This is a genomic window from Thalassotalea eurytherma, assembly GCF_030161415.1.
Taxonomy (GTDB): domain Bacteria; phylum Pseudomonadota; class Gammaproteobacteria; order Enterobacterales; family Alteromonadaceae; genus Thalassotalea_G; species Thalassotalea_G eurytherma.
Window position 1 is genome coordinate 1 of record NZ_BSSU01000011.1, and the last position, 14,801, is coordinate 14,801.

General features: G+C 39.6%; 12 protein-coding genes. 7 read left to right on the forward strand and 5 right to left on the reverse strand.

What is annotated here, in order from left to right; all coding sequences use genetic code 11:
* Positions 1–5: 5 nt before the first annotated feature.
* A complete protein-coding gene (locus tag QQK02_RS11375; RefSeq protein WP_284208155.1) occupies positions 6–410 on the reverse strand; it encodes a hypothetical protein in 405 nt (134 codons plus the stop codon).
* A 659-nt stretch (positions 411–1,069) separates the two neighbouring features.
* Between QQK02_RS11375 and ompR the strand changes: the two genes are divergently transcribed.
* Together ompR and envZ are read left to right on the forward strand one after the other, a co-directional pair.
* Positions 1,070–1,795, forward strand: a complete 726-nt coding sequence (gene ompR / locus QQK02_RS11380; protein WP_284208156.1) for an osmolarity response regulator transcription factor OmpR — start codon at positions 1,070–1,072, stop codon at positions 1,793–1,795.
* A 44-nt stretch (positions 1,796–1,839) separates the two neighbouring features.
* Positions 1,840–3,132: a two-component system sensor histidine kinase EnvZ gene (gene envZ / locus QQK02_RS11385; RefSeq protein WP_284208157.1), complete on the forward strand. Its 1,293-nt coding sequence runs from the start codon at positions 1,840–1,842 to the stop codon at positions 3,130–3,132.
* A gap of 4 nt (positions 3,133–3,136) precedes the next feature.
* On the opposite strand, the gene QQK02_RS11390 is transcribed toward envZ, so the two are convergent.
* The 4 genes from QQK02_RS11390 to QQK02_RS11405 all read right to left on the reverse strand — a co-directional run bounded on the left by QQK02_RS11390 (position 3,137) and on the right by QQK02_RS11405 (position 8,243).
* Entirely contained in the window at positions 3,137–4,948 is a 1,812-nt protein-coding gene (locus tag QQK02_RS11390; protein WP_284208158.1) for a sensor domain-containing diguanylate cyclase, read from the reverse strand.
* A gap of 115 nt (positions 4,949–5,063) precedes the next feature.
* Positions 5,064–6,674, reverse strand: coding sequence for a phosphoenolpyruvate carboxykinase (ATP) (gene pckA, locus QQK02_RS11395; RefSeq protein ID WP_284208159.1), 1,611 nt, complete (start codon positions 6,672–6,674; stop codon positions 5,064–5,066).
* A 289-nt stretch (positions 6,675–6,963) separates the two neighbouring features.
* Positions 6,964–7,824: an Hsp33 family molecular chaperone HslO gene (gene hslO / locus QQK02_RS11400; protein ID WP_284208160.1), complete on the reverse strand. Its 861-nt coding sequence runs from the start codon at positions 7,822–7,824 to the stop codon at positions 6,964–6,966.
* Positions 7,825–7,829: 5 nt separating this feature from the next.
* Positions 7,830–8,243 carry an RNA-binding S4 domain-containing protein gene (locus QQK02_RS11405; protein WP_284208161.1) on the reverse strand — a complete coding sequence of 138 codons (414 nt, stop codon included), beginning with the start codon at positions 8,241–8,243 and terminating at the stop codon, positions 7,830–7,832.
* A 164-nt stretch (positions 8,244–8,407) separates the two neighbouring features.
* On the opposite strand from QQK02_RS11405, the gene gspC reads away from it, so the two are divergent.
* From gspC to gspG, 5 genes are all read left to right on the forward strand, one after another.
* A complete protein-coding gene (gene gspC, locus QQK02_RS11410; RefSeq protein ID WP_284208162.1) occupies positions 8,408–9,334 on the forward strand; it encodes a type II secretion system protein GspC in 927 nt (308 codons plus the stop codon).
* Positions 9,335–9,356: 22 nt separating this feature from the next.
* Entirely contained in the window at positions 9,357–11,459 is a 2,103-nt protein-coding gene (gene gspD / locus QQK02_RS11415) for a type II secretion system secretin GspD (protein WP_284208163.1), read from the forward strand.
* A 10-nt stretch (positions 11,460–11,469) separates the two neighbouring features.
* The gene (gene gspE, locus QQK02_RS11420) at positions 11,470–13,020 is read left to right on the forward strand and encodes a type II secretion system ATPase GspE (RefSeq protein WP_284208165.1); all 1,551 of its coding nucleotides are present in this window, start codon (positions 11,470–11,472) and stop codon (positions 13,018–13,020) included.
* Positions 13,021–13,029: 9 nt separating this feature from the next.
* Positions 13,030–14,250 carry a type II secretion system inner membrane protein GspF gene (gene gspF / locus QQK02_RS11425; RefSeq protein WP_284208166.1) on the forward strand — a complete coding sequence of 407 codons (1,221 nt, stop codon included), beginning with the start codon at positions 13,030–13,032 and terminating at the stop codon, positions 14,248–14,250.
* 97 nt (positions 14,251–14,347) lie between these two features.
* Positions 14,348–14,785, forward strand: a complete 438-nt coding sequence (gene gspG, locus QQK02_RS11430; protein ID WP_407705041.1) for a type II secretion system major pseudopilin GspG — start codon at positions 14,348–14,350, stop codon at positions 14,783–14,785.
* Positions 14,786–14,801 lie beyond the last annotated feature (16 nt).

Genomic DNA, 14,801 nt, shown 5'->3' on the forward strand with positions numbered 1-14,801 from the left:
GTAACCTATTTATCCCAAGCTTCCAGACCCATATGCTCTTTAACTTTTTCATTTAATTTTGCATAGTCTTTAAATAGTTTGGCAAATGGAGGCTCCTCTCCAGCGAAGTAACCTATTTGTGCAACATACACAGATTCATTGTCTTGTGTTACATACCTTGTCACCCATGCAGGGTGAGCGGGATGGTTTATTGTTGTGAAAGCGATATTTGCACGTTGAGCATCATCAGAAAAAACTACCAAGTTATGTTCTTCATAAACTCTTTTAGTTTCACCGAACTCTTTAGCTACCGAATCAAAATAACCCTGCCACTGCTCAACTGAAATTTTTGCGCGGGGAAAAGGCTTTATATCTGCGGCATTACCGCTCAATGAAACAAATAACAAAACTAGAAATAGACACTTATTCATCTGGTTACCTAACAGTTTATTACGTAGACGTCTCAGTAATATCCGTCTACCAACGTGCCTTTAAAGTAGCAGAAACTACTAATAAATCAATTTGTTAACCACTCCATCAACTAGCAATATCCCAGTGCTGGGATATTACTGAGAGTTCTTAGTAATATCCAATGCTAAAACACAGTTAATTTCACCTTTTCATTGGGTTAACATACTTCTTTAACTGGTTGAGGTGTATTACTAAGAAGTATCAGTAACACCATAGAAATAATACGTTAGAAATTATATTGCAAAAACTTAGGCCAATGTCGGGGGGATCAAAAGCCAATAAACCCAAATAGTGTATTGTCAGCTTTTGTAACTTTACTGACCTTATAGGCTCTTTATCGAGTGCCAAAAATAAATTGGGTGTCATTTAAATGCTAAACGTTGTCGCCGTTTAACGTATTTCTCATTATTTGTGTGGCTCTACACATTTGTTATTAATTCACGCAACTAAACGGCTAAATGTTTCAAATTAAGATGAAAATCATCTTAATTTCCACTTACTTATTCGATAAAGTTTATATTTTGTAACAATTTGCCGGTGATAAAACAGCCATCTTTTATTTCAAAATGTCTTTGATCACTTATAGTGTAGCTATAGAAAACCAACTAATGGATAAGTTATGGGCCAAGAAACACCAAAAGTACTCGTTGTTGATGACGATATGCGACTAAGAGCATTACTTGAACGATACCTTGTTGAGCAAGGATATGTTGTGAGAAGTGCAGCTAATGCTGAGCAAATGGATCGTTTACTAGAGCGTGAAAACTTTCACTTGTTGGTGCTTGATTTAATGTTGCCTGGTGAAGATGGTTTATCAATATGCCGTCGTTTACGCCAACAAAATAATGATATTCCAATTGTTATGCTAACGGCTAAAGGTGATGAAGTTGATCGCATTATTGGCCTAGAGCTTGGCGCCGACGATTACATGCCAAAACCATTCAACCCTCGTGAATTGCTAGCAAGAATAAAAGCAGTATTGCGCCGTCGAGTGCAAGAAGCGCCAGGTGCACCTTCTCTGGAAGAAAATGTCGTTGAATTTGGTGACTACCAGTTGAATCTTGCGACAAGAGAAATGCGTCAAGGTGAAGTCAATATGCCACTAACAAGCGGTGAATTTGCGGTGCTTAAAGCGTTGGTGCAGCACCCTAGAGAGCCGTTATCTCGCGACAAGCTAATGAATCTGGCACGTGGTCGTGATTACTCTGCGTTAGAACGAAGTATCGATGTACAAGTCTCGCGTTTACGTAGAATGTTAGAAGAAGATCCTGCTAAACCTCGTTATATTCAAACGGTTTGGGGGCTAGGCTACGTTTTTGTGCCTGATGGTCAAAAAGTCGCTTAACGTTACAATGTTAATTGCTGTATATAAATCGCTAAGGTGATGAAATGAAATTAATGCCTCGTAGTGCTTTCGGGCAAACAGTTTCGTTGATTGGTGTGTTACTGCTCGTCAATCAGATCGTCGCCTACGCGTCAATGGCGATTTATATTATTCAGCCAAGTTCTCATCAAATTAATCAGTTACTTGCCAAACAAATACGCGTTGTTTTTATTGATATTCAAGACGTTGTTATGAGCCCTAAAATGGCAAGAGCATTCCATAGAGAAACGGGTATTGGTGTTTACCGTGAACAAGAAGCGATGCAGCTTGGTTTAGAAAACGCCGATTACTACCCGTATCGCTCAATGGAAATGAGTAAGCTGCTCAATGGCCCCGCTGAAGTACGCATTTCAGAAGGTGAAGAGTACTTATTTTGGATTCGCCCACCGCAAGCGCCATCTTTGTGGGTTAAAATTCCGTTGTCAGGCCTTGAAGAAGCTAACTTACTGCCCCTCATTGTTGTTCTGATGGTCATTGGAGGCATGAGTGTTGTTGGTGGCTGGCTGTTTGTGCGGCAACTCAACAGGCCGCTTAGAGCATTGCAACGCGCAGCTAATCAAGTAGGGCGTGGTGAATTTCCTGAGCCCCTAGAGCCTCAAGGCACAAGTGAAGTGGTTGCGGTAACGCATGCTTTTAATCATATGTCTAAAGGGATTAAGCGACTTGAAGCCGACAGAAATTTATTGATGGCTGGTATTTCTCACGATCTACGAACACCCTTAACACGCATTCGATTAGCCAGTGAAATGATGTCTGATCAAGAATCATTTTTGAAAGAAGGTATCGAAAGTGACATTGATGATATGAATAATATTATTGATCAATTCATCGACTATATTCGACATGACACGTTAGATAAACGCGAACTAGCTAACATTAACGAGTTAGTAGACGAAGTTGTTCAAGCTGAACGTATTTCAGGGCGGGAGTTTGAAGTATCAATTGTCGATACCCCGCTTGTACCTATTAAATATATTGCCATTAAGCGAGCACTCGTTAACTTGGTACAAAATGCTTTGCGCTATACACAAGGCAAAATTATTATTTCTACAATGTTTGATAAAGAAGACAAGCTTGTCGCTATTTCGGTAGAAGATGAAGGCGAGGGTATGAGCCCTGAAGAAATGGAATTGCTATTTACGCCATTTACTCAAGGTGATAAGGCGCGTGGCACAGAGGGTTCAGGCTTAGGTCTAGCCATTATAAAAAGGATTGTTGATTCACACGGTGGCAAAATATCGTTATCAAATCGTGAGGCAGGCGGCTTAAAAGCAACCATAAAATTACCAATTAAATAAGGCTTTATAGCGCTTCATATTCCTTGGTAATAACGATGTTCTTGCCGTTTTGTTTGCCTAAATAAAGCGCTTCATCAGCGGTATTCATTAATTTAGTTAAGCCAGCCTCAGGTTTAGCTTGGGTCACGCCAAAGGTTAAAGAAATCTTAAATTCATGACCTTGGTAACTAAAGTGTTGAGCAGCTATTGTCGCTCTTACTTTATCCAACAAAAATTGCGCATTTTCCAAGTTAGTATTTGGCAGCATAAAAACAAATTCTTCACCGCCCCAGCGTGCAACAATATCTTGCTTACGAATTAATGAAATAAAAGTCTTAGCAATTTCTTTTAATACATAATCACCACAATCGTGACCATAGGTATCATTAAATTGCTTAAAATTGTCTATGTCGGTTATTGCAAAACAAAGCTCATGTTTCCCGCGCTCAATCACGTTCAATTGATACTCTGCCTTTTCAACAAACGCACGACGATTTCTTAGCTTTGTTAAATAATCAGTATTTGATGCTTGTTTCAGTTCTCGGTGGGTTAGTGCGTTATCAACAGCGATAGCAGTATAAGAAGCAATGGTTTGCATCATATTAAGTTGCAACTCATTAAAGCTACCTTCTTGCTCACGTTGCACAGTAATACAGCCAACAATGTTTTGTTCAATCATTAAAGGAATATAAACAATAGACTGCATCATGCCACCGGCAGCTGCCGTTTGTTCAGTGGTTACATACTTGCTGCTATCTGATATCTGGCTCAGAACGACTTCTTTTTGATTTTTAATACACCAAACGGCTAATCGTTCGTTGTCCGTCATGTGAATTTGATAGTCTTCTAGCGCTCTGCCTTTTTCTATCGTGAACGGGAAATCAATAAGGTTTTGGTTCTTGTTATAAATACCAATTGAAAACACATCAGCATTAAACAGCTCTTTAATATGGCTATATACATACTCAGCTACAGTATTTAGTTCTAGGCTTGAGGTGACTTCTTGTCCAATAGTACTAATCGTGGTGATATGTTCTTGTTGTGCTTCTGTTAATTTTTTTAGGTGAACTATTTGATATTTTCGCTGAAGAAATGCCCAATAAGCCAAAATAACTAAGGTAAAAAACAAGAGGGTAAAAAACTGCCAAATGGCAATGTTGTCGATTAAACGGCTCGCTGAATTTGTTTTTTTGTACGGTGATGAATTGATAATTTCATGTTGAACTTTATCTATTTGCTCGATTGCATCGTCAATCCACAAGTAGGGCTCAGAAACGCCTGTATATGCGCCAACAAGCTGATTCCAACGTTGGTGTGATAAAATAATTTGAAATGACGACAGGTAAGCAAGTAAGGCATCTTGCTCTTGCTCAAGCCCGCTATATGATCTGGCAATCGTGATATAGATGTTGGCCATCATTTTTTGGTCGTCAATGTCAGTAAAGTAAGGTAGCGCTTCGTTTAAATAGCGTAATGCCATTTGATAGTCATGCCTTTCAAACAGGTTATGGGCAATGAATACTTTAGCTAAAGCGAACTGTTTTGCTAATTGACCCTCTTTACTAAGTGCTAAGGCACGTTGAGCACTGCGCATCGAGTCTTGATGTCTACCTTGCTGAAAACTAATTTGAGATAAAAGTAAATAGACGTCGACCAACCCTGCAGGAGACAGGTCATCAGGTGTTGACAGGAGTTGCTTTAAATTGCTTTCAGTTTTTTGTGGAGTATTTTGTGCTTGAACAACCAGTGTGTCGTAATCAATTTCTTGTGTGCCTGCAAAACTAAGGCTAGAGAAGGCAATAATTAAGCAAAGAGTAATGTTTACAAGAGTTATCATAGTCGAGAAAGCTTGTTGTTTTTAAGTACTATAGCAGGATGAAAAGCTTATATCTAACAGTCTATTGGGCATAAAAAAAGCCGCATTAAGCGGCTTTCGATTCTAAACACTAAATTTACAGCTGAGGACCTGCTGCTACTAGCGACTGGCCGTGATCTGTATCGGTGAATTTCTCAAAGTTATTCACAAAACGACCAGCTAGGCCTTTCGCTTTTGACTCCCAATCAGCAGCATCTTGGTAGGTGTTACGTGGATCAAGAATGTTGCTATCACAGTCATGTAATGCCGTTGGTACTTGTAAGTTAAATAGTGGTAACTCAACCATTTCAGCATTCTCAATTGAGCCATCTAAAATTGCATCGATGATAGCGCGCGTATCTTTAATTGAGATACGTTTTCCTGTGCCATTCCAGCCAGTATTTACCAAGTAAGCTTCTGCACCTGCAGCATTCATGCGCTTAGTTAATACGTCTGAATATTGTGTTGGGTGTAAGCTTAAGAACGCCGCACCAAAACAACTTGAGAAAGTAGGCGTTGGCTCTGTGATACCACGTTCAGTACCAGCTAATTTAGCCGTAAAACCTGATAAGAAATAATATTCAGTTTGCTCTGGCGTTAATTTCGCAACCGGTGGTAGTACACCAAAAGCATCAGCCGTTAAAAAGATAACTTTTTTCGCGTGACCTGCACGAGAAACTGGCTTAACAATGTTATCAATATGGTGAATTGGGTAAGAAACACGCGTGTTTTCTGTTTTTGAGTTATCGTCAAAATCAATGTTACCTTCAGCGTCTACCGTTACATTTTCTAATAATGCGTCGCGACGAATCGCGTTGTAGATATCTGGTTCGTTTTCTTTTGATAAGTTAATGGTTTTCGCATAACAACCACCTTCAAAGTTAAATACGCCGTTGTCATCCCAACCGTGCTCATCATCACCAATTAATTCACGTTTTGGATCGGTAGATAACGTTGTTTTACCTGTGCCAGATAAACCGAAGAAGATTGCTGTATCACCATCTTTACCAACGTTAGCACTACAGTGCATTGACGCAATACCTTTTAATGGTAATAGGTAGTTCATCATTGAGAACATACCTTTTTTCATTTCACCGCCGTACCATGTACCGCCGATTAACTGCATTTTTTCTGTTAAGTTAAAGGCAACGAAGTTTTCAGAGTTTAAGCCTTGTTCTTGCCAGTTCGGGTTTGTTGTTTTGGCACCGTTCATTACGACGAAATCAGGTTCATAATTTTCTAATTCAGCGTCTGTTGGGCGAATGAACATATTCTTAACAAAGTGTGCTTGCCATGCTACTTCAGTGATAAAACGTACTTTTAAGCGTGTATCTTCGTTTGCACCACAAAACGTATCAACAACGAATAAACGCTTGCTTGATAATTGTGTAACCACCAAGTCTTTTAAGCTAGACCAATTTTCAGGGCTCATTGGCTTGTTATCATTTTTACCTTGATCTGCCCACCAAACAGTGTCACGCGTTGTATCGTCGCGAACAATGTATTTATCTTTTGGAGAACGGCCGGTAAAAATTCCTGTATCAACTGAAACTGCACCAAGTTCTGTTACATAACCTTTGTCATAACCTTCAAGGCCAGATTTAGTTTCTTCTTCAAACAGTAAATCGTAAGACGGATTGTAAACAACTTCAGATACGTTATTGATGCCGTATTGAGTTAAATCAATCGATTTTGCCGCAGTTGACATAGTTCATACTCTCCAATGGGTATAAATAAAAATTAAGGTTATGTTCAGATTGTCTCTGAGGCGCCAATTCTAGGGGATAATCTGCTAAAAAAAAAGCAATAATTTTTTGTGACTGAAAGTTTTCATCTTTTATTACAAGGTTTGCTTAATTTGCAGGTTTTTGTATGTAAAAAAACTACAATGCTATAATTTTGATAGTGAGTTTTGTTATCAGGTGGTAATCGGTAGATAAGGCTTTGACATAAAAAAAGGGCACAAAAAGTGCCCTTGAGATCATTTTTAATTAAAACTAATGCTTTTTATCAGAAAAGTACGCTGCAAAGTGCGTTTTGTCGAAACGATAAGTGGTTAAACAAAAGTCACAGCTTGTCGCTATTTCATTTTGCTCTTCAAGTATCTCTTTTATTTCTTCTTGACCCAGTTGGCTAATAGCAGTCATTACTTTTTCTTCAGAACATGAACAAAGAAAGTTCACTGCCTGAGGTTCAAAGATACGAACATCTTCTTGATGATATAAGCGATATAATAAATCTTGAGCGTCTAGGCTAAATAATTCTTGTGCTTTAATTGTGTTGGTTAATTGGCACAAGTGATTATAGTCAGCCAGTTGCTGCTCTTTATCTTCACTATCTGGCAACAATTGAACTAAGGCACCACCGGTGAGTGATTTTTCAAGATCTGTAAATAGCCAAACAGAAGTAGGGATTTGATCTGATGTTTCAAAATAGTTTGCCAAGCACGCTGCTAGAGTTGGCTTTTCTAACGCGACAATACCTTGATAAGGTTCGCCAGATTTAGGACGAATAGTGATCACCATCGTACCTTTACCGATTAATTGCTCAAGGCCAACTTCATCACTATGCTGCGCAAGTTTTGCAACACCACGCATATTTTGTTGATGATCACCATTAATCGCTAGATAACTAACAGGGCCATTGCCTTGCAATTGCACAGTGATTTCACCTTCAAACTTTAAAGTGGCGGTTAATAAGCAAGTTGCTGATAGCAATTCACCTAATAGTTGTTTCACGCCATCTGGGTAATTATGGTTAGCAATAATGTCTTGGTACGTTTTTTCTAATTGAACAAGCTCGCCACGTGCGTGCATATTGTCAAATAAATAACGATGCAATACGTCGTTTGTAGACATAAGCGTTATATCCTTTCTTTCAATTGTCGAATTTGTCGACGTTGTTTTTTGTCTGGTTTAGTATCAGTTGCAGGGCTGAATAAAATGCCTTGTTTACGAGCGAGTGCTGTATCTTCGCGCGTTTTCATACTTGAATCTGTTTCTTGGTATAAGGTTTGAGCAAATGTCGCATCGCGTCTCCTATCAGCTAAAGCGATGACAACGATCTCTTTTTCGTCGTAGCCTTGTCTTACCCTAATTTTGTCGCCAATAGCGACTGTTTTACCCGATTTTGTTCGTTGGCCATTATAAAACACTTTACCGCCATCGATCATCTGTTTGGCAATTGCACGTGTTTTAAAAAAGCGGGCAGCCCACAGCCATTTATCGAGGCGAGTTGCTGTGTTTTCAATGTCGGCTTCGGGATTTTTTTTAGCCATAAATAGTTATTCCAAAATCGATTAACATGATTGTCATCTTGCTTATTTATCATTGCCTCTTGGATAAAAATGTAGGAAAACACCTCTTGGTGCTTGTTGATATCATCAACCTACAGTAATATCGATGCGTTAAAAGACAATATATACCTAAACTATTATAAGAAATGTCACTCCAACAAACCATTAAACCTTTAGTATCTGCATTGGAAAAAATGCCACAAAAAACTATTGCTGCCGTCATCAGCGGCGTGTTGTTAGTATATATTGCCTATTTGTTTGCTCAGATGACTTGGCTAATGGTGCCAAATAATTCAGCGCCTAATCAATTGCAGGTATCTAAAACTGGGCAGCCAAGCCAAAACCGTGATCCTTCTATTAATGTTGAGGGTATTAAATCACTCAATCTATTCGGTGAATTTAATGCGCAACCTTCAGCCGTTAAAGAAACTGTTCAAGACGCGCCTCAAACACGTTTAAACCTTACCTTAACCGGTGTAGTCGCAAGTAATGATACGCAATTCTCGTCGGCAATTATTGAAAGTGGCGGTAATCAATATACTTATGGTATTGGTGATAAGATTGAAAAAACACGGGCAACACTTGAAAAGGTTTATAACGACCGAGTCTTAATAAAACAGTCTGGTACCTTAGAAACGTTAATGCTTGATGGTGTTAAATATAATAAGGCTTCAACGCAGAGTGTAAGAAATAATCGACCCAGTCAAAGATCTACTGCACGCACTAAACCGGTGATTGATCAACGAGATAACAAAAGTCTTGCTAAGCAGGCTACTGTTTTAAAACAAAACTTGACGAATAACCCGGCAAAAATTACCGATTATTTAAGAATTTCACCAATGCGCCAAGGTAACGAATTAATGGGGTATCGATTAGGCCCAGGTAAGAAACCTGAGTTTTTTAGAACCTCAGGTTTAAAGCAAGGTGATATTGCTATTCAAATGAATGGTCTAGATTTAACCTCGCCACAAGAAGCGAGTCAGGCTTTGAAAGTTTTACGAAGCGAAACAGAAATAACATTACTTGTTGACCGTGATGGCGAGTTAACAGAAATTTTATTTAGTATTAATTGATTTCATGAAAAGGATTAAATCCATGCGCAAAGCAAGTCGCGCAAGTTTGTTTACGACATTGGCATTTTCAGCAGTAACAGCGATCACCATTAGTGCATCAACGTTAAGCTTAGCTGTGCAAGCAGCAGAACCAACAACGTTTTCGCCAAACTTTAGAAATACAAAAATAACTGAGTTTATTAATACCGTCGGTAAAAATTTACAAAAGACCATGATTGTCGATCCTAATGTAAAAGGGACGGTTAATGTTCGCAGTTACGATTTACTTACCGAAGAACAATACTACCAGTTCTTCTTAAATGTGCTTGAAGTGCATGGAGCAACTGCCGTTCAAATGGATAACAATATTGTTAAAGTTATCCGTCAAAAAGATGCAAAAAGTTCAGCTATCCCTGTAGTTGATGCAGTTAATGCGGGTGTTGGTGATGAGATGATCACTCGTGTTGTTGAAGTGAAGAATGTAACTGTACGAGAACTCGTGCCGTTGTTACGTCAACTAAACGATCAAGCGAACGGCGGTAACGTTACTAACTATGACCCTGCGAACGTTATTATGATCACGGGTACTTCAGCTGTTGTTAATCGCTTAGTTCGCATTATTGAGAAAGTTGATAAAGCGGGTGACCAAGACGTTCATATTATTCGTTTAAAGCACGCATCTGCCGGCGATATGGTACGAATTATTGAGTCAATGAATAAAGTTACGTCAAGCAAAGCTGCCTCAACACCAACGTTTCTTATCCCTAAAATTGTTGCTGATGATCGTACCAATAGCGTCATTATTTCTGGTGAAGCAAAGGCCCGCGACCGCGTGGTTAAATTGGTTGAACGTTTAGATGCCGAATTAGAAACCAACGGTAATACCCGTGTGTATTACTTAAAGTACGCAAAAGCTGAAGACATTGTGCCGGTATTAAAGGGCGTTAGTGAGTCAATTGAAGCGGAAGAAAGCTCAAATAAATCAACAAAAGCGCGCTCGAGCAAAAAGCGTAATATCTCAATTGAAGCACATGATGACACCAACACCGTCGTTATTACTGCTCAACAAGACATGTTGCGTTCACTTGAAGCGGTTATTCGCCAATTAGATGTTCGTCGTGCACAGGTATTAGTTGAAGCAATTATTGTTGAGGTTTTCGAATCTGATGGCATTAACTTAGGCGTTCAATGGTATACAGAAGCTGGTGGTGGTACTCAGTTTACTAATGGACCAGTGCCAATCACGCAACTTGCTGCCGGTATTGAAGCAGCGCAATCAACGCCAGGTGAGCCAGGTTCTACTTTTACCGATGGTAACGGTAATGTTGTTGTTAATGAGCCAGGTAATGATATTGAAGGTGATTACAGCTTACTGGCACAAGCACTAGGGTCTGTGAGCGGTATGATGTTTGGTGTTATGAAAGACGATTGGGGTGCCATTATTCAAGCGGTAAGCGCAGATACCAACTCTAATATTCTAGCAACGCCGAGCATAACGACACTAGATAATGAAGAAGCCTACTTTATTGTTGGTCAAGAAATTCCAATTATTACGGGCTCTACAACGGGTAGTAATAATGACAACCCTTTCCAAACGGTAGACCGCCAAGAAGTGGGTATTAAATTAAAAGTTACGCCACAAGTAAACGAAGGCTCTGGCGTTCAATTAACGATTGAACAAGAAGTTTCATCGGTAAGTGGTGCAACGGGCGTTGATATCTCGATTAATAAACGTGAAATTAAGACCACTGTTATGGCAGATCATGGTGATACCGTTATCTTAGGTGGATTAATTGACGAAGATGTACAAGAAAGCCAACAGAAGGTACCACTTTTAGGTGACCTACCTATATTAGGCCATTTATTTAAATCAACCAGTACGTCGACAAGAAAACGTAACTTAATGGTCTTTTTACGTCCTACTATTATTCGTGATGGCACCATTATGAATGAAGTGACTAAAAACAAATATAACTACATGCGTGCGCAAGAAATTTTGCAACGTCAAAACGGCTTATCTTTAATGGATAACGAAAAGTTACCACTACTGCAAGAGTGGAATGAACAGTTAACTTTGCCGCCATCGTTTGATGAATATATGAAAGATAAAGCGCAGGAAAAAGCTGCTGACGATAATAACGAGTAGGTGTTGAAGAATGAGTGATACACCAGAGTCAGAGATAATAACCGACGTCGAATCTTTCGATACTGATATTATTGCCGAAGAAGAGCAGTACGTAGTGAAGTATCGATTACCCTTTGGCTTTGCTAAGCGCCATAGCGTGCTTGTGCAAGAGATCAATGATGGTTTTGAGGTGTTTTGTTTATCAACAACACCTCCGTCAGCGTTAAATGAAGTGCGTCGTGTCCTAAAGCAAGCATTCGAGATTCATTATCTTGATGAAAATGCATTTGAGTTGATGCTGACCCAAGTCTACCAACGTGACTCTTCAGAAGCTCAGCAAATGATGGAAGATATCGGTAATGAAGTTGACTTATATTCATTGGCCGATGAAGTTGGTGAGACACAAGATCTGCTTGAAAACGAAGACGATGCACCGATCATCAAAATGATCAATGCAATGCTGTCTGAAGCGATTAAAGAAAACGCCTCTGATATTCATATTGAAACGTTTGAAGCTAGCTTACAAATACGTTTTCGTGTCGACGGCGTATTACGAGAGGTACTAAAGCCTAACCGTAAACTTGCCTCATTGTTAGTATCACGTATCAAGGTTATGGCTAAACTCGACATTGCCGAAAAGCGTATTCCACAAGATGGTCGAATTTCACTGAAAATTGCTGGTCGAGCCGTTGATGTTCGTGTTTCTACCATGCCAACAGGTCATGGTGAACGTGTTGTGTTACGTTTATTAGATAAAAACGCTGCTCGTTTAGATTTACAAGACTTAGGTATGACTGATAACAATCGTGCCTTGTTCTCTGAACTCATTGATAAACCTCACGGTATTATTCTTGTTACCGGTCCTACCGGTTCTGGTAAGTCGACGACACTCTATGCTGGTCTTACTCAAATTGATGTCAATGAGCGCAACGTCTTAACAGTGGAAGACCCGATTGAATTTGCTATTGAAGGCATAGGGCAAACACAAGTTAACACGAAAGTTGATATGACCTTTGCTCGTGGTTTACGTGCTATTTTGCGTCAGGATCCTGATGTGGTAATGGTGGGTGAGATTCGAGATTTAGAAACCGCACAAATTGGCGTTCAAGCGAGTTTAACGGGTCACTTAGTACTTTCTACTTTGCATACCAATACTGCGGCAGGTGCAATTACCCGTATGGAAGATATGGGCGTAGAGCCATTCCTGCTGTCATCAAGCTTACTAGGCGTATTAGCACAGCGATTAGTGCGTACCTTATGTCCACATTGTCGTGAAAGCCATCAACCTGATGCCGAAGAGCGTAAAATACTTCAACTGGCCGACAGTGATCAACGTGTGGTTTATCGTGCCAAAGGCTGTAGCGAATGCAACTTTAAAGGCTTTAAAGGCCGTACCGGTATCCATGAATTGTTAGTCGTTGATGATAAAGCTCGCGAGATGATACATAACGGTAAAGGCGAGCAAGCAATTGAAAAATATATCCGTAAAACAACGCCAAGTATTCGACAAGATGGTTTTGACAAAGTGCTAGCAGGCATCACCACTATTGAAGAAGTATTACGTGTTACCAGAGAAGATTAACCCCTAGTTATGGCAGCATTTGATTACCAAGCGGTTGATAGTCGCGGACGAAATAAAAAAGGTGTTATCGAAGGCGATAGTGCCAAGCAGGTGCGTGGCTTGTTGCGAGAGCAAGGCCTTATTCCTATGGATGTTAGCCCGTGCTTAACGAAGAAAGAAGAAGATAATACTTCAGCACGCTTTAGCAGAGGCAAGATTTCAGCCTCAGAATTAGCCCTTATTACCCGTCAACTATCTACGTTAGTTGAATCAGGTTTACCTATTGAAGAATCGTTAGTCGCCGTTGCGCAACAGTGTGATAAAAATCGCATCAAAAGTATGATCATGGCGGTGCGAACAAAAGTGACTGAAGGTTATAGCCTTGCCGAGAGTATGGCTGAATACCCGCAAATATTTAATCGACTATTTCGAGCAATGGTGGCGGCTGGTGAAAAGTCAGGCCATTTAGATAAAGTGTTAAGTCGACTTGCTGATTATACTGAGCAACGCCAAGAAATGCGTTCAGCACTTGTTCAAGCGATGGTCTATCCCATCATTATGACCGTCATCGCTATTTCAGTTATTGTGATTTTATTGACTTACGTAGTGCCTGACATTGTTGGTCAATTTGATCATATGGGGCAAAATTTACCGGGTACAACGCAATTTTTAATCGCCGCTAGTGACTTCTTGAGAGATTACGGTTTAGCCATTATATTGCTGTTTATTCTCAGTGGTTTCACTTCTGGCCAATTAATGAAAAAACCGTCGATTCGCCTAAAGGTTCATGAAAAATTATTGAAACTTCCTTTTATCGGGCGAGTCGTAAAAGGTATCAATACCGCACGTTTTGCAAGAACGTTGAGTATTTTAACTGCTTCAGCAGTGCCATTGCTTGAAAGTATGCGAATAGCAGGTGAAGTATTAGATAATCTTTACATAAAACAAAAAATTAAAGAGGCTGGCGATAAAGTCCGTGAAGGTACAAGTTTACGCGTTTCTTTAGAGCAAACGAAATTATTTCCACCAATGATGTTACATATGATAGCAAGTGGTGAAAAAAGTGGTCAGTTAGAGCATATGCTTGGCCGTGCAGCAGATAACCAAGATCGTGACTTTAAGGCGCTAGTAAATATTTCTTTAAAAGCGTTTGAACCAGCACTCATGGTAAGTATGGCGGCTATTGTGTTATTTATCGTTTTAGCGATACTACAACCCATATTACAGCTAAACACTATGATAGGTGGTTAGTAGGTCAAGTAAGCTTATTTAGCTAACAATTTTAATGTTTGATAAAAAATCCCTTGTTATGAAAATAACAAAGCCGGATGAAGGAAGTCATATGAAAATGAAAAACTCTCCAAAAAAAGTACAAGGTTTTACCTTATTAGAAGTGATGGTTGTTATCGTCATTTTAGGTATTTTGGCTAGCCTTGTTGTACCAAATTTAATGGGTAGCCAAGATCGCGCAAATATTCAAAAAGCTGTTTCTGATATTACTGCATTAGAAACTTCACTAAGTATGTACAAAATGGATAACTATAATTATCCAACGACAGACCAAGGCCTAGACGCGTTAATTGAGCAAACCGATATTGATCCAGTGCCACGTCGTTTCCCTGAAGGCGGTTACGTTAAACGTTTACCAAAGGATCCGTGGGGTAATGACTACCAACTATTGAATCCAGGTGAGCAAGGTAAAATGGATGTGTTTTCAGTTGGTCCGGACGGTGAAGCGGGTACTGAAGATGATATTGGTAATTGGAACTTAGGCGACTATCAGTAATGATGTTTGGGCAGTC

What these genes read in the sequence shown, in the direction of transcription:
- gspC (WP_284208162.1), top strand. Translation starts at nt 8,408, where the DNA reads ATGTCACTCCAACAAACCATTAAACCTTTAGTATCTGCATTGGAAAAA.
- QQK02_RS11390 (WP_284208158.1), bottom strand. Translation starts at nt 4,948, where the DNA reads ATGATAACTCTTGTAAACATTACTCTTTGCTTAATTATTGCCTTCTCT.
- hslO (WP_284208160.1), bottom strand. Translation starts at nt 7,824, where the DNA reads ATGTCTACAAACGACGTATTGCATCGTTATTTATTTGACAATATGCAC.
- gspF (WP_284208166.1), top strand. Translation starts at nt 13,030, where the DNA reads ATGGCAGCATTTGATTACCAAGCGGTTGATAGTCGCGGACGAAATAAA.
- gspG (WP_407705041.1), top strand. Translation starts at nt 14,348, where the DNA reads ATGAAAAACTCTCCAAAAAAAGTACAAGGTTTTACCTTATTAGAAGTG.
- ompR (WP_284208156.1), top strand. Translation starts at nt 1,070, where the DNA reads ATGGGCCAAGAAACACCAAAAGTACTCGTTGTTGATGACGATATGCGA.
- pckA (WP_284208159.1), bottom strand. Translation starts at nt 6,674, where the DNA reads ATGTCAACTGCGGCAAAATCGATTGATTTAACTCAATACGGCATCAAT.
- gspE (WP_284208165.1), top strand. Translation starts at nt 11,470, where the DNA reads ATGAGTGATACACCAGAGTCAGAGATAATAACCGACGTCGAATCTTTC.
- gspD (WP_284208163.1), top strand. Translation starts at nt 9,357, where the DNA reads ATGCGCAAAGCAAGTCGCGCAAGTTTGTTTACGACATTGGCATTTTCA.
- QQK02_RS11375 (WP_284208155.1), bottom strand. Translation starts at nt 410, where the DNA reads ATGAATAAGTGTCTATTTCTAGTTTTGTTATTTGTTTCATTGAGCGGT.
- envZ (WP_284208157.1), top strand. Translation starts at nt 1,840, where the DNA reads ATGAAATTAATGCCTCGTAGTGCTTTCGGGCAAACAGTTTCGTTGATT.
- QQK02_RS11405 (WP_284208161.1), bottom strand. Translation starts at nt 8,243, where the DNA reads ATGGCTAAAAAAAATCCCGAAGCCGACATTGAAAACACAGCAACTCGC.